The following is an 18,248-nucleotide window of genomic DNA, read 5'->3' on the forward strand; positions in this document are numbered from 1 at the left end:
ATGAGCGTCGATATGGAGGCCGTGATCCTGGAGATCCTCGGCAAGCTGCCGACCGGCAAGTCGGCCTCCTCGGAGGAGGTGGCCCGCGCCGCCGACAATGAGAACTGGCGCAAGCTCACCGGACACGTGCGAAACACCGCCCGGGGCCTGGCTCGCCAGGGTAGGATCGTCATCACCCGGCACGGCAAGCCCGCCGATCCCGAGACCTTCAAAGGCGTCTACCGGCTGCGCCTGCCGCTGCCCGGCGAGACCGCCACACCGCAAGGAGCTGACCAATGATCCTCTATGGCTCGTCCCTCTCGCCCTTCGTGCGCAAGACCCTGGCCTTCGCGGCCGAGAAGGGCATGGACCTGGAGCTGCAGCAGGCCGGCATGGGCGGCGGTCCGCCGGAGTTCAAGCTGGCCAGTCCGTTCGGCAAGATGCCCGGGTTCAAGGACGGCGACTTCCTGCTGTGCGACTCCACGGCGATCATCACCTACCTCGACGCGATCCAGCCCGAGCCCAACCTGATCCCCATCGAGCCCAAGGCCCGCGCCCGGACCATCTGGTACGAGGAGTTCGCCGACACCATCCTGATCACCTGCGCCGGCGCCATGTTCTTCAACCGCGTGGTCGCGCCTAAATTCCTGGGCCGCCCCGGGGACGAGGCCGCCGCGGCCAAGGCCGAGACCGAGACCCTGCCGCCGATCCTCGACTATCTCGAGACCGTGCTGCCGGAGAGCGGCTGGCTGGTGGAGGACCGGATCACCCTGGCCGATATCGCCGTCGCCAGCCCCTTCGTGAACCTCAACCACCTGCAGTGGAAGCCCAACGCCGAGCGCCATCCCCGCGCCACCGCCTATGTCCAGAAGGTGCTGGCCCGCCCGTCCTACGCCAAGTGGGTCGAGGCCGAGAAGGCGATGTTCGCGGCTTAGGACGCCCGACACGGCGCTCGCCCAGATCTCCTCCTCTCCACCCGTCTTTCGGCGGGAGAGGGTAGGGTGAGGGGGCGTTTCCGCTTCGCTGCGTCTGTCGGGAGACCGGATTGCGTCGCTTCGCGCCGCGACCCCTCACCCTACCCTCTCCCCTCAAGCGGGGAGAGGAGGTCTGCGGCCAAATCGCCTTGCCCTCCAAATGCTCGGCCGCCGCCGCTATATCCGCCCCATGAGCCTGCCCGCCGTCCTCGCCGAGATCGCCGCATGCCGGGCGTGCGCGGGGGAGCTGCCGCACGAGCCTCGCCCGGTGGTCATGGTCGCGCCCCAGACCCGCCTGCTGATCTGCGGTCAGGCGCCGGGACGCCGCGTGCACGAGAGCGGCATGCCTTTCACCGATCCGTCCGGTGAGCGGCTGCGCGGCTGGATGGGGATCGACGCGGCGACCTTCTACGGCCGCCCGGAGATCGGGGTGGCGGCCATGGCCTTCTGCTTTCCCGGGACCGATCCCAAGGGCGGCGACTACCCGCCGCCGAAGCGCTGCGCCCAGCTCTGGCGCCCGCGCCTGCTGGCCGCCCTGCCCGAGATGGAGCTCACCCTGCTGGTCGGCGGCCACGCCCAGGCCTGGGCGCTGGGCGATCGGGCCAAGTCGAACATGACGCAGACTGTGCGGGCCTGGCGCGAGTACCTGCCGCACTATCTTCCCATGCCCCATCCGTCCTGGCGCAACACCGGCTGGCTGAAGCGCAATCCCTGGTTCGAGGCCGAGGTGGCGCCCTATCTTCGCCAAAGGGTGCAGGGCATTCTGGCGTCATGAGACTGATCGCCGTCACCTTGGCCGCCCTGCTGCTGAGCGCCTGCGCGACCATGAGCATGCAGCAGGCCGCCCAGCCGCCCGTGGGTTTCCAGGGCCCGCGGCTGGAGGGCGACGCCTTCGTCAGCTTCGACGGCTCGCGCCTGGGCCTGACCCGCTGGGACGCCGTGGGCGAGCCCAAGGCGGTGGTGGTCGCCGTCCATGGCATGAACGACTACGCCAACGCCTTTCACCTGGCCGCGCCCCGGTGGGCGGCCGACGGCGTGACCACCTACGCCTATGACCAGCGCGGCTTCGGCCGTTCGCCCAATCGCGGCGTCTGGGGCGGCGACCAGCTGATGGTCGAGGATCTGCGGACCATGGTCGCCCTGGTCCGGGCCGAGCGGCCGGGCGTCCCGGTGATCGTGGCCGGCGAGAGCATGGGCGGCGCCGTCGCCATCCAGGCCTTCGCCTCGGACCGCCCGCCGCCGGCCGACCGGCTGATCCTGATGGCGCCGGCGGTTTGGGGCTGGTCGAACCAGCCCTTGCCCTACAAGACCACCCTTTGGCTCGCCGCGCGGGTCACCCCCGGCAAGATCTATACGCCGCCCCGCTGGCTCACCGAGCGCGTCCAGCCGACCGACAACCGCGAGGAGCTGATCGCCATGGGCCGCGATCCGTTGATGGTCTGGGGCGCGCGGTCCGACACGCTCTATGGCCTGGTGAGGATGATGGAGCGGGCCTGGCGGCAGGTGGCGATGGTCAAGGTCCCGGTGCTCTACGTCTACGGCGCCAATGACGAGATCATTCCCCGCAAGCCCTCCCTGCAGGCGGCCCGGAAGCTCAAGCCCACCGATCGCTCGGCCTTCTACGACAAGGGCTGGCACCTGATGACCCGCGACCGCCAGGGGCCGACGGTCATCGCCGACCTGCTCGCCTTCATCAAGGATCCCGCCGCGCCGTTGCCATCGGGCGCGCCGCCGATCCCAGGGGCGCCGACCCTTCCCAACAGCGCGATCGCGGCGGACTCTGCGACAATGGCCCGGGCGGGGTTGTGAAGCTCCGGCCATCGGCGTATGGGCTGCGGCAATACCTTCCACGTACAGGCGACAACCCGGCATGACCTTGTTCGATTCTCCTTCTTTCGAGGGGCATGAAGGCGTCCATTCGTTCTTCGACGAAAAAACCGGTCTGAAGAGCATCATCGCCGTGCACTCCACGGCCCGGGGCCCCGCCGCCGGCGGTTGCCGCATGTGGCCCTATGCCAGCGCCGAGGCCGCCCTGGAGGACGCCCTGCGCCTCTCGCGGGCCATGTCCTACAAGAACGCCATGGCCGACCTGGAGCTGGGCGGCGGCAAGGCCGTGATCATCGGCGACTCCCGCACCCAGAAGACCCCGGCCCTGTTCGAGGCCTTCGGCCACGCGGTCGACACCCTGGGCGGCAAGTACTGGACCGCCGAGGACGTCGGAGTCTCCCCCGCCGACCTGATGAGCGCCCGCAAAGCCACCCGCTACGTCGCCGGTCTGGAAGGTCACGCGGCGGCCTCGGGCGATCCCTCGCCGGTCACCGCCGAGGGCGTGTTCCGCGGCGTGCGGCTGGCGGTGCGCCGCGCGCTGAAGCGTGACCTCGACGGGGTCACCGTCGCCGTTCAGGGCGTGGGCCATGTGGGCGCCTATCTGGCCGAGAAGCTGCACGCGGCCGGCGCCAAGCTGATCCTCACCGACGTCAACGAGCAGGCCCTGGCCGAGGTCGCCGCGCGGACCAACGCCACGGTCGTGGCGCCGGGCGCCATCTTCGACGCCGAGGCCGAGGTCTTCGCCCCCTGCGCGCTCGGCGGGGCGATCAACGCTTCGACCCTGCCGCGGCTGAAGGCCAGGATCATCGCCGGCGGCGCCAACAACCAGCTCGCCGATCCGGAGATCGGCCGCGAGGTGTTCGAGCGCGGCATGCTCTACGCCCCGGACTACGTGATCAACGGCGGCGGCATCATCAATGTGGCCGCCGAGATCCGCGGCCTGGAGCGCGGCGAGGCCTTCGACCCGGCCTGGGTGGCGGCCAAGCTCGACCGGCTGATGGTCACCCTGGAAGAGGTGCTCGACCGCGCCCTGGCCGAAGGCCGCCCGACCCACGAGGTGGCCAACGAAATGGCCAAGGCCCGCATCGCCCAGGCCGCGGCCGAGCGGCTGGCGGCCTAAGCCGCCGCGGCCGTCATCGGCTTCCAGGTCCTCGGGTGCTGGGAGCGGAAGCCCACGGCGATGCGGTTCCAGACATTGATCGTGCCGATCAGCAGGGTCAGCTTGACGATCTCCTCGTCGCTGAAATGCGGCTTCAGGCCGTCGTAATCCGCGTCCGGCGCCCCGGTCTGGGCCAGCAGGGTCAGGGACTCGGTCCAGGCCAGCGCCGCGCGCTCGCGGTCGGTGTAGAGCGAGGATTCACGCCAGGCGCTCAGCATGTAGAGCCGCTCCTCGCTTTCGCCCGCGCCGCGGGCCTCGCGGGTGTGCATGTGGATGCAGTAGCCGCAGCCGTTGATCTGCGAGGCGCGGGTCTTCACCAGCTTGATCAGGCTGTGCTCCAGGCCGCTGTCGGCCACCGAAGCCTCCAGATCCATCAAGGGGCGGACGACGTCGGGGGCGACGATGTAGGGATTGATACGACCGGTCATGTGGAGATTCCTTATGGGCGCCGGGGAGGCGGCTTCTAAGGCATAGGACGGATCGGCGCATCGTGGCGTGACATGCGACCGCCGATTTCCGACCCGGAATCGACCGGCCCTTCCATCGTACAGACCACCCCGCCGGCGGCGAACGCCAGGCGCACGTCGCCGCCGATCTCGCGGGCCAAGCCCCGCTCCAGCAGCCGGCTGCCGAAGCCGCGGCGGGTGGGCGGCGCCACCGGCGGTCCGCCTGACTCCGCCCAGACCAGGCGCAGCATGGCGCCGCCGGCGGCCGGGACGATGGTCCAGTCGATATCGATGCGTCCTGCCTCGGTGGACAGGCTGCCGTACTTGGTGGCGTTGGTGGCCAGCTCCTGCAGGGCCATGGCGATCGCCAGCGCCGTATGCGGGGCCAGGCGCACGTCCGGACCGGCCATGCCGAGGCGTTGCTCGACGATCGAGCGATAGGGGTCCATGGCCTCGGCGACGATCTCGCGCAGTCCGGCGCTCTCCCAATTGGCGCGGGTCAGCACATTGTGAGCCCGCGAAAGCGACAGTAGCCGATCCTCGAAGGCGAGACCCGCCTCCTCGATGGAGGACGAGACCCGCAGGGTCTGGGCCGAGATGTACTGGACGGTGGCCAGGGTGTTCTTCACCCGGTGGTTCAGCTCGTTGATCAGCAGCTGCTGATGCTCCTCGAAGCGTTTGCTCTGGGTGATGTCGCGGAAGGCGCCGATCACCCGGCTGGGCGCACCCGCGCGATCCCGCACGATTTCCACGTGGCGGGCCATCCAGCGGACCTCGCCGGTGTCGGCGCGGATGATCCGGTATTCGCTGCCGCCGACTAGGTCCTCCATCGGCCGGTCGGAGACGGGCAGGGCATAGGGGCGATCCTCGGGATGGATCATTTGCACGGCCATGGCCATGGTGAACTCGATGTGCGGATCGACGCCCCACAGGCTGCGGGCCACGTCGGAGGCGTAGAGGTCGCCGGTCGCCAGGTCCCACTCATAGGTCCCGATGCCGCCGGCCTGCTGGGCGATACGTAGCCGAGACTCATTCCCGCGCAGCGCTTCCTCGGCCTGCTTGGCGGCGGTGATGTCGCGGTAGAAGGCGGCCAGGCCGTCCTCCATCGGATAGAGCCGCAGGTCCAGCCACAGGTCGTTGTACTGGTGTTGCAGGGCCAGCGGGGTGCGTTCGTCCATGGCCTGGCGATAGGCCGCCTCGATCCGCCCGCCCAGCATCTCCGGCCAGATCTCCCAAGGGGTGAGGCCGACCATCGCCGCCTTGGCCATGGCCGCGAGCCTCAGGCCCTCGGAATTGACCTCCACGACCCGGAACGCCGCGTCGAGGATCATGAACCCCTCGCTCATGGCGCCCAGTATCCGCGCCGCCCGGGCGTTGTCGACCTGGGCGGCCATGTGCTGGGCGGTGACCTCATTGAACAGGGCCAGCACCCCGCCGATCCCGCTCGGTCGGTCGTCGTCGTGCACGGGGGTGAAGCTGTAGGTCCAGTAGACGTCTTGGAGCCGGCCATCGCGCACGATGGTCATGCGCTCGTCCTCGCGCCAGGCGCCGCCGCCGCCGCCCATCACCTGCTCGAGCTGCGGCCGGAAGATCTCCCAGTTGTCGTTCCAGCAGAGCTGCGCGGGCTGTCCCAGATAGCTGGGATGCCGCTCCGGACCGAGCGCCGCGCGGCAGGGGTCGTTGTAGAACTGGATGAGGTCCTCGCCCCAGAGGACCAGCATGGGCTGACGGGCGGCCAGCATCGTCCGCAGGACGATCTTCAGGGGCTGGGGCCAGGCTGCCGGCGGTCCCAGCGGGGTGGCCGACCAGTCGTGAGCGCGGATGCGGGCGCCCATGTCGCCGCCGCCCTCGAGAAAGTTCGCCGCCTCGCCTGGGCGCTGGTCGGACATGGTCATCCCTGCGCGGACCTTGTCCCATGCTTAGGAGATCGCCGCCGGGACGCCAAGACACGCTCGGAAGAGTTGAACGGCCCCAGGGTCCGGACCCTAGCCGAGCCGCGAGGTCCGGGGCTCCTTCACCCGCAGCAACAGCACCATGAGCGCGGCGATCAGGAAGGCGATGGAGATCGAGAACATCGGGCCATAGCCGAGGGTCGACGAGATCAGACCGCCCAGCAGCGGACCCAGCGAGCCCATGATCCCCTCCGCCGTGGCCGAGAAGGCGATGCGCATGGGCATCTCGTCGCGCTCGCCGAACTCCAGGATCATGGTGCCGGCGCTCATCATGTAGCCGGACTGCGCCGCCCCCAGGCCGAAGAAGGCGATGAAGATGGCCACGAAGTCGTGGCCGGTCATCAGCACCACGGTCGAGCCGACCCAGAGGACCAGCGACAGCAGCATGATCAGCCGGAAACCGGTCTTGTCGCCCAGATAGCCCCAGACCAGGTTCGAAAGCGTGTCGGCGCCCAGGAAGGCCAGGGACAGCAGGCCGAGGTTCTTGCCGCTCATCTCGATCGTCGATGAGGCGAAGATCACGTAGAACGGCACGGCCATGCGCGCGGCGATGGTCAGCATCTGCACGACCATGAAGAACATGAAGCCGCGCTCGGCCAGCAGCGCCGGGAAGTCCTTGAACCGGTCGCGCAGCCGCGACCGTGCCCGCACGGTGGGCGGCTCGGGCTCGATCATCAGCAGCCGAAGGGCGGTGAGGCCGAGGCTGGTCAGGCAGAAGGCGAAGAGGAAGGTGGTCGAGTAGCCGTTGCCGAACAGGTTGGCGTCGATGAAATAACGCCCGGCGAGATAGGCCAGGCCCGCGGCGATCACCCCGCCGGTGGCGTTGCGCCACGCCTGCAATCGGCCGCGCCGGCTGATCGGGATCACCTTGGCCAGCAGCATCGAGAACACCACCCGCTGGGTGCCCATGAACAGGCCGAACAGGAACATGAAGCCGATGATGGCGACGACCTTCGACTGGCCCGACAGGAACCAGCCGGCCAGCGCCATGCCGATGATCTGCAGCCGCGCCAGCCCGCCCATCCACAGGGCGGCGGGCATGACCTTGGTGCGGTGCTCGATCTGGTTGGCGCCGATAATGGGGCTGATCACCCCGCCGAGCTGCTGCAGGCCCAGGCCCAGGCCGACCACCAGGTTTGAACCCGACAGCATGTAAAGATAGGCCGGCAGGAAGGTCGGAGCGTTGATCAGCCGGAAACCGGTCATGCCCAGCATGCCGTGCAGGTAGTGGGCGACGTAGTTGCGCTTCAGATTGTCCCAGACGAACTTCTCGTAGGCGGTTTCCTTTTCCGCCAGGCTGGGCTCGGCGGTCGTCACCTCGGGCGCGGCCGCGGCCTCGCCCTCTTCCTCGAATCTTGATTCCAACAGCGTCGCGCCCGCGCGTGCAGGGACTGAAAGCCGCGCCGGCTCTCCCTAATGCTTATCGACTTAATTCAATGATCCCGGTCTAGCAGAGTCCCCGGGCGGGGAAAGCCCCAAAGGCCCGCGAGGGTCATACCCGGCGCAAGAACTCGGTGATGATGGCGCTGGTCGCCCCGGGATTCTCGAGGCTGGGCATGTGCGCCGCGCCTTCGATGAGCCTGGCCTGGGCCCCCGGGATTGCGCGGGCCAGATAGGCGCTGCGGGTCAAGAGGTGCGGGAAGTCGAGATCGCCCCAGGCGACCAGGGTGGGGACGGTGATCTCGCCGACCCGGTCGTAGGCCGGCGGAGGATCGCGCAGGCGCCCGGCGGTCTGGGCGCGCAGGGCGATCCCGTTCATGGCCAGGAACAGCTCGCGGGCCGGTCCGCCGACGCGGCCTTCCGGCGAGGTCGGGCCGTCCAGCCAGACCCGGGCCTCCAGGGCGTTGACGTGGTCGAGGTCCTCCGAGGCGTCGATCTCGGCGAGGACCGGCACGATCGAGGGCGGGTATTCCACCGCCGGCGAACCGCTCACCGCCGGGGCGATAAGCACCAGGGCGCGCACCCGGTCCGGATGGGCGAGCGTCGCGTCGATGGCGATGCGGCCGCCCTGGGACGCGCCGACCAGGACGGCGGGCTGGTCGCCGGCGATGGCGTCCAGCACCGCCATCAGGTCGTCGACATGCGAGTAGGTTTCGTCCGCGTGCAGGGTCTCGCCGAAGCCGCGGCGGTCATAGGCCACGGCGTGATGGCTCAGGGCCGCGACCGCCATCTGGTGGCGCCACATCCGCCGGTCGCCGACGCCTGCGTGCAGGAAGACGACGGGCGCCCCGCGGCCCGACGTCTCCGCGACCAGCCTGGCCGCGCCGGAGGGAATCGAGATGGCTGTCGACATGCCGGCCTTATGCCACAGAGCCCCAGTGCCCGTCGTCGTCCAGATCGTCGTCGAACTCGGCCACCACCTCCATCACCCGTTCCAGGGGGATGCAGCGACCCAGGCGCTCCGCCTCGTGGGTGGCGACATAGATGCCGATCCATTGCAGCAGGGTGGTCTCGCCGGCCTCGGCGCGCAGGGCCACCGGCCCGCCCGAACAGCCGGCCCCGCCGACGCCGTCGACATGGAAGCTGTAGGCGTTGATCCGATAGTCCGTCGCCAGGGTGAAGCCCCGCGCGATCGGCGCGTCGCGCAGGATGGCGGCCCCGCCGGGATAGCCGTAGATCAGGCCCGGCGAGCCGGCGGTGAGCGCCAGGCCCTGGGGCGTCACCTGGTAGTCGCCGAACCGACCTAGCATGTTGATCGCTTGGGGATCGCGCTTCAGCCGGACGGGCACGGCGGCGACGTCGAGGGCGGCGTCGTCCGGGTCGCCGTGCCAGGCGAATAGCGGCCGGGTCCCGTCATAGAGCGGGACATCCAGCCCGAGCGCCTCGCAGGTCAGGGTGTGGCCATAGATCTCGCTCCAGGTCGCCTCGGTCCCGCGGTTCTGGAAATAGAAGGTGTGCGGCTTGAGCAGGCAGTGCAGGGCGGTCAGGACCAGGTAGCGATCGGCCCGCAGGTGGTAGAGGAAGCCCGAAAACACCTGATGCGGCGCGCCTGACTTCAGGCGGGTGGCGAAGCGCGACGTCGCCAGGGCGAGGGGGTCCAGGAGGTCCATCACGCTATCCATGTCGGCGACCCGACGGTCGAGGCGTCCGCAAGCCATTACGACGCTTTCACCACTTCTTCGATAGTGTCCCTGCGTAACGGCGGTTCGCATTCAATTTGAATAGCGTTTGAGTAGATTTTGACGGACTCCCCACCCCTCGACACCGCCGATGACCGCGCCTGGGAAGAGCCGCGCGCACTGCTGCGCGCGGTTTGGGCCACGCCGGGGCCAGGGTCGGAGGCCGCCGCCGGTCCGGGGCCCGACATCCTCTTCGGAGCCGACGCGCCGCTGGCCGGCGCCGCGGCCCTGGCGCCTCAGCAGGCGGTGTCCCTGGCCGTCCTTACCGCCGCCGACGCGGCCGCCTTCGCCGACGAGTTGTTCGGCCGCTGGTTCCCGCGTCCCGCCTCGGTGATCGAGCTGCGACGCCTGGCGGCCCTGGCGCGGCGCGGCGAGCCGCGGATGGGCCTGATCGAGACCGCCGACGGGGTCGTGGTCGTCGCCTGGGCCGGAGCCGGGGCCGCGGCCGAGCGGTGGCCCTTGGCGCCACAGGCCCGTCAGGCCCTGGAGGCGCCCGGCCGCGTCCTGGTGGTGATCTTCGCCCCGACCCGGTCCAGCGAACTGGCCGCCAGCGCCGCCGACGCCTTCGGCCTCTCGCCCCTGGAAGCCCGGCTGGCCGAGGCCTTCCTGTCGTCGCCGACCCTGGAGATCGCCGCCGCCCAGGTGGGGGTCGGCCGCGAGACCGCGCGCGACGCCATGGACCGCATCATGGCCAAGACCGGCGTGCGGCGCTCCACGGATATCGTGCGACGCCTGACCGAGCTGATGTGCGCCGCGCCGGCCGAGTCGCCGGCCGCCTCCGACGCCCTGATCGAGACCCTGGGCCTGACGCCGGCCGAGGCGGGAGTCGCCGTGCGCATCGCCGCTGGCCGCTCGCACCGCGAGGCGGCCGACGACCTGGGCCTGAAGCTGGAGACCGTCCGCGGCTACGCCAAGGCCGCGCTCGCCAAGGTAGGCGTCGCCCGCGCCAAGGACCTGGCCCGGCTGGTGACCGAGATCCAGGCCCTATCGCGCCTGATCGCCGTGGCCGAACCGATCTTCACCTCCGACGCTCCGTCGGCGCGGCTGAGGCTGATCCCGGCGGAGGACGGGCGGCGGCTGGCCTTCCTGGATTATGGTCCGCAGAGCGGCGCGCCGATCTGCGTCTTCCACGGCTTCATGGCCGGCCGCAGCCTGCCCCCGGCCCAGGTCCGGGCCCTGCAGCGGCGAGGCTTGCGTCCGCTGGTGCTGCAGCGGCCGGGCTTCGGCCTGACCACGCCCGCGCCGGGCGAGTCTTACCTGGACCAGGCGATCGAGGACCTGGCCATGCTCCTCAAGACCCTGCGCATAGACCGGACCCTGATCCTGGCGCGGGACGGTGGGGTGGCCGTGGCCCTCGGCTTCGCCGCGCGGCATCCGGAGCGGGTCGCGGGCGGCCTGCTGCTCAATCCGCGCCAGCCCCGGGGACTGCCCAAGAGCTATCGTTCGCCGGTCGCCACCTTCACCCGCGGCCTGCTGAACAAGCCCCAGGTGATCGGGGCGCTGGGCGACCTGCTGCGCCGCCAGACGCGGACTGAGGCGGTGGAGGCCATCCTGCGGCGCGGCCTGACGGCGGTCGCGGGGGATCGAGCGGCGCTGGAGGACGACGCGGTCCGCAGTCAGTTGGTGCGCGACATCCAGGCTCAGTTCGCCCATTCCAGCGCCGGCTTCGTTGCGGAGCACGCCCTCTACGCCCGAGGCTGGAGCCCGCCGGCCGTTCCCGCCGGGGCGGGCGCCTGGGCCGTGGCCCACTGCGCCGCATTGGGCGAGGAGCCGCCGCGGGCCACCTGGTCGAATCTGCCCGGCGTCAGCTACCACGTCATTCCGGAGGCGGGCGTGCTGGTTCAGTTCACTCACGCCGAGGCGCTGGCGGGGTGTCTGCCCTTGGACCACTAGGGCCGCCGCCCCCCCGAACGACGGCCCAGTCGTCATTGCGCCGGTCGGCGGCGCGCTACGGCGACGGCGCTCCTTCGGCAGGAGCCCGCGACATTCTAGGCGCCGTCCCAAATTTCGCGCCGCCCCCTTTTGGGGGCGTGACTGAAGAGCGACGGTCCGTTCAGTGGCCGGGACGCGGCTGGAAGGAGCGCGGCTCCTTGAGCTTGCCCTCCGGCTTGTCGGCCTTCTGGCCGTGCTGCGGCATGGCCGCCGATTTGGGCGGGCTGAAGCGAGCCGTCTGATCCTGCTGCTGGAACCTCAGGGGCATGGGTCTTTCCTCCGACGATTTCTTTGCCCGGCGGCTCATGCGGCCGCCTTGACGGGTTCGGTGGGGCGCACGTCGACGCGCACGGTCAGGGTCGAGGCGCCAGGGTCGCCCAGGATCGATCCGCCGACCGGCGCGGCCTCCTCGGGCGTCCGGCTGACCGCTACCGGGATCAGGGCCGAGGACTCCGCCAGGCCGTTGGTGGGGTCGAACTCCGTCCAGCCGAATTCCGGCAGGAAGACCTCGCACCAGGCGTGGGTGGCGCCCGCGCCCCGGAGGCCCGATGGGACGGGCGAATAGAGGTAGCCGGTGACGAACCTGGCGGCGTAACCCAGCCGCCGCAGGCTCTCGACCATCAGCCAGGCGAGGTCGCGGCAGGCGCCCGAGCCCATGGCGGCGGTGTGGGCGGGGCTGCGGGCGTCGCCCTCCGCCCGCTCGGCGTAGTCGAACTGCTCATGGATGCTGGCGTTGATCCGCAGCACGAGGTCGAGCGCCGTCTCGTCGGGCCGCGGGAGGTGACGGCGCAGCCAGTCGAGCAGCAGGCCGTTGGGATCCTCCGTGGCCGGGTCGATGAACGGGTCGAGCACAAGGCGGTCGCAGCGGCCGTAGACGATCGGCATGGCGGTCTGCGGACCGTCGATCCGCGGCGAGAGCGGGGCCGGGAAGCGCTCGATCACCAGTTCGCTGACGATGGAAAGCGCGGTCGCTTCGCCGTGCGGGGCGAGCAGGCATACGCAGTTGCCGAGGGCGTCGTACCGCCAGCGAGTCTCACCGGCGAGGGAGAAGCTGAGCGAGGCGTGGACGATGCGGGTGGCGTGGCTGTCGCGCGGCCGGACCAGCAGCCGTTGCGGCCCGAATTTCACGGGCTTTTCATAGTCGTACCGGGTCTCGTGACGGATGGTCAGACGGGTCATGGCAAGTTCGGAACCCGTCGTGGCGCAGGTCGGTTCCCACCGTGGAGGCAGCCTTGGAACTCGCGGAACATAAACAGAATATCGAGGCCCCGAGGTGATGTGTCGCAACCCGACGACGCCCCCGCAGCGCGACTTGCGCCAAGCGCGCCAACGGGCAAGGGACGGCGCCCTCGAGGAGGGCGCGCCTGGGACCCTTGAGGAGGTGGCCGCGGGGGTCGACGTCTGCCGTCGCTGCGAGCTGTGGCGCGACGCCACCCAGGGGGTGGCCGGCGAGGGTTCCGCGGCGGCGCGGCTGATGTTCGTGGGCGAGCAGCCGGGCGATATCGAGGACCTGGCGGGCCGGCCGTTCGTCGGCCCGGCGGGCCAGGTGCTGGACCGCGCGCTCGCCGAGGCCGGCGTGCCGCGGACCGCGACCTATGTGACCAACGCGGTGAAGCACTTCCGGCATGAACAGCGCGGCAAGCGGCGCATCCACCAGACGCCCACCGCGCGCCACGTGGAGGCCTGCCGCTGGTGGCTGGACGCCGAGCGCCGCATCCTCCGGCCCCGGGTGATCGTGGCCCTGGGCGGCACGGCGGCCCAGGCGGTGTTCGGCAAGGCCACGCCCATCGCCACGAACCGCGGCAAGGCGCTGCAACTGACCGACCAGGCCCAGGGCGTGGTCACCTACCACCCGTCCTACCTGCTGCGCGTGCCCGACGCGGAGGCCAAGGCCCAGGCCTATGCGGCCTTCGTCGAGGATCTGCGATTTGCCTGGAAGCTGGCGGGCTGAGTCCGGAACGATGCGCCGACGGGTCGGTTGAAGCAGCTTGGAACGCAACGGAGGTCGCTATGACCCAACCGACAGCCCAGGTCTCCAAGACCATCGCCGCCCCCGCCAACGACGTCTGGGACGCGCTCATCAAGCCCGAGATCATCAAGACCTACATGTTCGGCGCCGACGTCCAGAGCGACTGGAAGGTCGGCAGCCCGATCAGGATCGAGGGCGAGTACAATGGCAAGGCCTTCCGGGATAAGGGCGAGGTCCGCTCGTTCGAGCCGCAGCGGCGGCTGAGCTATACCCACTGGAGCCAGCAGTCCGGCGAGCCCGACATCCCCGACAACTACCATGTGGTGACCTACGAGCTGGAACCGGCCGGCGACGGCAAGACCAAGGTGACGCTCACCCAGTCGAACCTGAACGGCCAGGTGAAGGAGTCCGACCTCAAGATGCGGCCTGAGTACGAGAAGACCTGGGCCAGCATCCTGGACGGCCTGGAAGAGGCCGTCGCCCACTAGGCCCGCCGGGCGCTCCGTAAGGCCAGCAACCCCAGGCCGATGACGATCATCGACCCGCCCGCGCCCAGGAAGGCGGTGCGGTAGGAGGTGGCGTCCGCCAGCGGGCCGAAGCCCAGCAGCATGACCGTGAGCGCCGTCAGGCCGGCGAAGTTGCGGGTCGCCGCCAGGGTGGCCCGCATCGCGGTCGGAATGGCGTCGTGCAGCCGGGCGTCGAAATTGATGTCGATCACCTTGAAGAGGCCGGCCAGGACCGCGACCAGGGCGACCGTCCAGACCTGGAAGACCGCCGCGGCCACGGCCAGGAGCGCGCCGATGCCGGCGAACAGGGCCAGGAAGCCACGCTCGGGCATGCGCCGGAAGCGATGGGCCGTGGCCGCGCCGGCGCCCTGGGCCGCGCCGACCGCCGCAGCGAGCAGGGCCGCCTGCGAGGCGTCGAACCCGACCCCGCGCCCGAAGACCGGCCAGAAGCCCTCCAGCCCGCCGCCGAAGGCCTGGCTCAGCGCCAGCAGCAGGATGACGCCGGGGATCACGGGATGGCCGGCGGCATAGGCGAAGCCTCGCTTCAGTTGGCCGAGATAGTCCGCCCTGCCCAGCGCCAGGGTCCGCGTCGCCCGGGGCAAGGCCAATGCGGACCCGGCCGCGGCCACGGCGGCGGCGACGCTGGCGATCAGGGCTGCGGAATAGCCGAAGCGCACCGCATAGGCCGCGGCGACGGAGGACAGCAGGATGGCGGCGAAGAGGAAGCCCTGGGCCCGGCCGATCACCCGGGCATAGTCCTCGGCGCGGCCGACCTCGCGCAGTTCGTCATAGACCAGGGCCTCGAAGGTCCCGTTGGTGAAGGCGCTCTTGGCTCCCCACAGCATCAGGCCGACCAGGAAGCCGGCGAAGCCCGGGAACAGCAGCCAGGCGAGGAAGCCCAGGCCGCGGACCAGTTGGGCGCCGCACAGCAGCCAGCGGCGCGAGAAGCGGTCGGCGAGCAGGCCCGAGGGCATCTGCAGCACGAAGGCCGTGGTCGACCAGGCGATCAGGGTGACGGAGACCTGCCAGGGGGTCAGGCCGTGGTCGACGAACATCACAGCATAGAGCGGATAGATCAGCAGGAAGCCGTCGAAGAACTTGAAGGCGCAGGCCGCGGCGAGGAGACGCTGGAGCGGGGCCACGGCCCTAGACCCTTTCCGTTTCAGAGGGAGTCATCTGAAACGGGCAAAAAGGATCTATCTTCAAAAGTTTAGAGCGTGACGGGCGCTTCAACCGGTGTCCACTTGAAGCTGTCACGCTCTAGGCCAGGAAGCCGGCCTCGGCGAAGTCGAGCATCCGCTTCAACAGCGCCTCGATGTCGCCCTCCCGCGTGGCGCCGTCCGACAGGACGTGCAGGCGGTCGAACTCGGCGAAGCGGTTGTTGTGAACCATGCCCAGGCAGAAATGCAGCCGCCAGTAGACGCTCTCGCGCGGCAAGTTGGGGCAGGCGGCGATCAGGGCGTCCGCGAACCGGGCCAGGTGGCTGACGTCCTTGGTCAGGGCGTCGCGCATCTCCTCGGTGCCCTCGCTGCGCGAGCGGATGATGAACTGCACCGAGATGCGCCGGTCGTTCTCGGGCGAGGCCCAGCGCAGGGGGGGAGCGAACAGCGCCTCCAGGATGTCGCGGACCGGCGGCTTGCCCTGATGGCGGTCGGTGGCCTCGTGCAGCATCCGGGCGCGTTCGCGGTTCAGCTCCGCCGTGCGCCGGCGGAAGATCTCGAACAGCAGGGCGTCCTTGGAACCGAAGTGGTAGTTCACCGAGGCGAGGTTGACGCCGGCGTCGGCGGTGATGTCGCGCACCGAGACGTTCTGGAAGCCGTGCAGGGCGAACAGGCGTTCCGCGGCGCAGAAGACCGCCGCCTTGGTGGCGGCCTCATTGGGCTCGGCGATGTCGTTGGCCGGGGCGGCGTCCACGGGCGAATCCTTCACGTGCAGCTCCACCTTAACAGGTGAGACGCGAAGGGCGATGCGACCTTCTCGACGGATTTTGACTGAAACAACGCGATCTTCGGCAAGGAACTGGCCCGGTTGAATGGAATGGCCGCGAAAAGCGACCTGATGATTAGCGCGCCAGCTCCCGCATGGCCTTGTCCAGACCCTCGATGGTCAGCGGAAACATCCGGTCGCCGACCAGCTGCTTCATCACCTCGATCGAGGGGGTGTAGTCCCAGTGCCGCTCGGCGGTCGGGTTCAGCCAGACCATGCTCTCATAGATGTTGGCCACGCGGTCCATCCAGATGGCCCCGGCCTCCTCGTTCCAGTGCTCCACCGAGCCGCCCGGATAGGTGATCTCATAGGGACTCATCGTGGCGTCGCCGACGAAGATCACCTTGTAATCGCTGGAGAACTTGTGGAGCACGTCATAGGTGTTCAGCTTCTCGGCGTGACGGCGCCGGTTGTCCTTCCACACGCTCTCATAGAGGCAGTTGTGGAAGTAGTAGAACTCCATGTTCTTGAACTCGCTCCGCGCCGCGGAGAACAGCTCCTCACAGATGCGGATGTGGCTGTCCATCGAGCCGCCGATGTCGAAGAAGATCAGCACGCTGATCTTGTTGCGGCGCTCGGGACGCATGTTGATATCAAGGTAGCCCTTTTCGGCGGTCCCCTTGATCGTGGCGTTCATGTCGAGTTCTTCGGCGGCGCCCTCGCGGACCCATTTGCGCAGGCGGCGCAGGGCGACCTTGATGTTGCGGGTGCCGAGCTCGACGGAGTCGTCGAGGTTCTTGTATTCGCGCTTGTCCCAGACCTTGACCGCCTTGCCGTGGCGGCCCTTGTCCTGGCCGATGCGGATGCCCTCAGGGTGATAGCCGTTGGCGCCGAACGGCGAGCTGCCGTCGCCCTTCTGGCCGTTCTGACCCTTGCCCTCGCCGTCCCCGTCGCCCTCGTCGCGCTGCTTGCGCATCTGCTCGGCCAGGGCTTCCATCAGCTTGTCGAAGCCGCCCATGGCCTCGATCTGAGCCTTCTCCTCATCGGTGAGGAACTTGTCGGAGATGCGCTTCAGCCACTCGGCGGGGATGTCGGCCACGCCGATCCCATCGACCTTCTCCAGCCCCTTGAACACGTGGCTGAACACCTGGTCGAACTTGTCGAGGTTCTTCTCGTCCTTCACCAGGGCCGAGCGCGACAGGTAGTAGAAGTCGTCGACATTGCGCTCGATGACCACCTTGTCGAGCGCCTCCATGAGCATGAGGTACTCTTTGAGCGTCACGGGCACCTTGGCCTCGCGGAGCTCGGTGAAGAAACGCATGAACATGGGCAGGCTTCCCGAATAGGGGGACGAACAATCGTTTGACTTCGGAAGATGGAGCCCCAGGAGGCCGATGTCCAGCATGCCGTGCGGGCGCGCGAGCCGAGGCGCCGCGGCTCGCGCGCCCGCTTTAGCGCCGCTCGCTGTCCAGCATCGCCATCTGCGAGGCGGCGTAGCGCTCGCCGGCCGCCGCGCCCTTGGGCGCCGCCTGTTCGATCGCCGCCAGATCGGCCGGGGTCAGTTCCAGGGCCAGCGAGCCCAAGGCCTCGGCCAGGCGGTCGCGGCGGCGCGCGCCGACCAGAGGGACGATGTCGTTCCCCTGGGCCAGGACCCAGGCTATGGCGATCTGGGCGACGCTGGCGCCGCGCGCCTCGGCCACCCCGCGCAGGGCCTCCACCAGGGCCAGGTTGCGGTGGAGGTTCTCACCCTGGAAGCGCGGGCTGTGGCCGCGGAAGTCCGAGGCGTCGGCGGCGGCCTTGGTCCAGTGGCCGCTGATCAGGCCGCGCGACAGCACTCCATAGGCGGTGATCCCGATCCCCAACTCGCGGCAGACCGGCAGGATCTCGTCTTCGATCCCCCGCGAGATCAGCGAGTACTCGATCTGCAGGTCGGCGATCGGATGGACCGCCGCGGCCCGGCGCAGGGTGGCCGCGCCCACCTCGGAGAGGCCGATGTGACGGACGTAGCCGGCCTTCACCAGGTCGGCGATGGCGCCTACCGTGTCTTCGATCGGCACGTTGGGATCCAGGCGAGCGGGGCGATAGACGTCGATATGGTCGACGCCCAGGCGCTTGAGGCTGTAGGCCGCGAAGGCCTTCACCGCCTGGGGCCGGGCGTCGTAGCCCAGCCAGGCTCCGTCGGGGCCGCGCTGGGCGCCGAACTTGACGCTGATCGTCACGTCCTCGCGGCGGCGGCCCTTCAGCGCCTCGCCGATCAACAATTCGTTGTGGCCCATGCCATAGAAGTCGCCGGTGTCGAGCAGGGTGACGCCGGCCGCTAGGGCCGCATCGATGGTGGCCAGGCTCTCGGCCCGGTCGGCCGGGCCATACAGGTCCGACATCCCCATGCAGCCGAGGCCCAGGGTCGAGACGGCGGGGCCGGTGGTACCAAGTGTGCGCAGGGTCATGGGTTGCTCCTC

The 18,248-nt window shown here is 69.6% G+C and carries 19 protein-coding genes; 8 read left to right on the plus strand and 11 right to left on the minus strand.

Annotated features, from left to right (window positions below; genetic code table 11):
- The 5 genes from Q8Q88_RS17870 to Q8Q88_RS17890 all read left to right on the plus strand — a co-directional run bounded on the left by Q8Q88_RS17870 (position 1) and on the right by Q8Q88_RS17890 (position 3,900).
- Positions 1–279, plus strand: coding sequence for a DUF3253 domain-containing protein (locus tag Q8Q88_RS17870; protein ID WP_305676536.1), 279 nt, complete (start codon positions 1–3; stop codon positions 277–279).
- Complete coding sequence (locus Q8Q88_RS17875; RefSeq protein ID WP_305676537.1) at positions 276–914, plus strand: glutathione S-transferase family protein; 639 nt, start codon at positions 276–278, stop codon at positions 912–914. Before Q8Q88_RS17870 ends, Q8Q88_RS17875 begins: the two co-directional genes overlap by 4 nt.
- A 229-nt stretch (positions 915–1,143) precedes the next feature.
- Entirely contained in the window at positions 1,144–1,728 is a 585-nt protein-coding gene (locus Q8Q88_RS17880; RefSeq protein ID WP_305676538.1) for a uracil-DNA glycosylase family protein, read from the plus strand.
- A complete protein-coding gene (locus tag Q8Q88_RS17885) occupies positions 1,725–2,762 on the plus strand; it encodes an alpha/beta hydrolase (protein ID WP_305676539.1) in 1,038 nt (345 codons plus the stop codon). Before Q8Q88_RS17880 ends, Q8Q88_RS17885 begins: the two co-directional genes overlap by 4 nt.
- 61 nt (positions 2,763–2,823) lie before the next feature.
- Entirely contained in the window at positions 2,824–3,900 is a 1,077-nt protein-coding gene (locus Q8Q88_RS17890; RefSeq protein ID WP_305676540.1) for a Glu/Leu/Phe/Val dehydrogenase dimerization domain-containing protein, read from the plus strand.
- Here the strand turns inward: Q8Q88_RS17890 and Q8Q88_RS17895 are convergent.
- The 5 genes from Q8Q88_RS17895 to Q8Q88_RS17915 all read right to left on the minus strand — a co-directional run bounded on the left by Q8Q88_RS17895 (position 3,897) and on the right by Q8Q88_RS17915 (position 9,387).
- Entirely contained in the window at positions 3,897–4,367 is a 471-nt protein-coding gene (locus Q8Q88_RS17895) for a carboxymuconolactone decarboxylase family protein (protein WP_305676541.1), read from the minus strand. The two genes, Q8Q88_RS17890 and Q8Q88_RS17895, sit on opposite strands and share 4 nt — an antisense overlap.
- 35 nt (positions 4,368–4,402) lie before the next feature.
- Entirely contained in the window at positions 4,403–6,274 is a 1,872-nt protein-coding gene (locus tag Q8Q88_RS17900; RefSeq protein ID WP_305676542.1) for a sensor histidine kinase, read from the minus strand.
- Positions 6,275–6,370: 96 nt separating this feature from the next.
- Positions 6,371–7,702, minus strand: a complete 1,332-nt coding sequence (locus Q8Q88_RS17905) for an MFS transporter (protein ID WP_305676543.1) — start codon at positions 7,700–7,702, stop codon at positions 6,371–6,373.
- Positions 7,703–7,829: 127 nt separating this feature from the next.
- Positions 7,830–8,630 carry an alpha/beta fold hydrolase gene (locus tag Q8Q88_RS17910; protein ID WP_305676544.1) on the minus strand — a complete coding sequence of 267 codons (801 nt, stop codon included), beginning with the start codon at positions 8,628–8,630 and terminating at the stop codon, positions 7,830–7,832.
- 7 nt (positions 8,631–8,637) lie between these two features.
- Complete coding sequence (locus Q8Q88_RS17915) at positions 8,638–9,387, minus strand: hypothetical protein (RefSeq protein WP_305676545.1); 750 nt, start codon at positions 9,385–9,387, stop codon at positions 8,638–8,640.
- A 129-nt stretch (positions 9,388–9,516) separates the two neighbouring features.
- Here Q8Q88_RS17915 and Q8Q88_RS17920 point away from each other — a divergent pair, with 129 nt between their 5' ends.
- Positions 9,517–11,349: an alpha/beta hydrolase gene (locus tag Q8Q88_RS17920; RefSeq protein WP_305676546.1), complete on the plus strand. Its 1,833-nt coding sequence runs from the start codon at positions 9,517–9,519 to the stop codon at positions 11,347–11,349.
- Between the two features lie 160 nt (positions 11,350–11,509).
- Here Q8Q88_RS17920 and Q8Q88_RS17925 read toward each other — a convergent pair whose 3' ends face one another.
- Positions 11,510–11,656, minus strand: a complete 147-nt coding sequence (locus Q8Q88_RS17925) for a hypothetical protein (RefSeq protein ID WP_305676547.1) — start codon at positions 11,654–11,656, stop codon at positions 11,510–11,512.
- A gap of 35 nt (positions 11,657–11,691) precedes the next feature.
- Complete coding sequence (locus Q8Q88_RS17930; protein WP_305676548.1) at positions 11,692–12,567, minus strand: transglutaminase family protein; 876 nt, start codon at positions 12,565–12,567, stop codon at positions 11,692–11,694.
- 97 nt (positions 12,568–12,664) lie between these two features.
- Between Q8Q88_RS17930 and Q8Q88_RS17935 the strand changes: the two genes are divergently transcribed.
- Together Q8Q88_RS17935 and Q8Q88_RS17940 are read left to right on the plus strand one after the other, a co-directional pair.
- On the plus strand, positions 12,665–13,339 hold the full coding sequence (locus tag Q8Q88_RS17935) for a UdgX family uracil-DNA binding protein (protein ID WP_305676549.1): 675 nt from the start codon (positions 12,665–12,667) through the stop codon (positions 13,337–13,339).
- 59 nt (positions 13,340–13,398) lie between these two features.
- A complete protein-coding gene (locus tag Q8Q88_RS17940) occupies positions 13,399–13,845 on the plus strand; it encodes an SRPBCC domain-containing protein (protein WP_305676550.1) in 447 nt (148 codons plus the stop codon).
- Here Q8Q88_RS17940 and Q8Q88_RS17945 read toward each other — a convergent pair.
- From Q8Q88_RS17945 to Q8Q88_RS17960, 4 genes are all read right to left on the minus strand, one after another.
- Positions 13,842–15,005 (minus strand): MFS transporter, encoded by a 1,164-nt coding sequence (locus tag Q8Q88_RS17945; protein WP_305676551.1) that lies wholly within the window; start codon positions 15,003–15,005, stop codon positions 13,842–13,844. The two genes, Q8Q88_RS17940 and Q8Q88_RS17945, sit on opposite strands and share 4 nt — an antisense overlap.
- Before the next feature lie 118 nt (positions 15,006–15,123).
- A complete protein-coding gene (locus tag Q8Q88_RS17950) occupies positions 15,124–15,792 on the minus strand; it encodes a TetR/AcrR family transcriptional regulator (protein WP_305676552.1) in 669 nt (222 codons plus the stop codon).
- A 133-nt stretch (positions 15,793–15,925) separates the two neighbouring features.
- Complete coding sequence (locus Q8Q88_RS17955) at positions 15,926–17,116, minus strand: VWA domain-containing protein (RefSeq protein ID WP_305676553.1); 1,191 nt, start codon at positions 17,114–17,116, stop codon at positions 15,926–15,928.
- A gap of 124 nt (positions 17,117–17,240) precedes the next feature.
- Complete coding sequence (locus tag Q8Q88_RS17960; RefSeq protein ID WP_305676554.1) at positions 17,241–18,236, minus strand: aldo/keto reductase; 996 nt, start codon at positions 18,234–18,236, stop codon at positions 17,241–17,243.
- Between the last annotated feature and the right edge of the window lie 12 nt (positions 18,237–18,248).

It is taken from the genome of Phenylobacterium sp. (assembly GCF_030697925.1).
Taxonomy (GTDB): Bacteria; Pseudomonadota; Alphaproteobacteria; order Caulobacterales; family Caulobacteraceae; genus Phenylobacterium.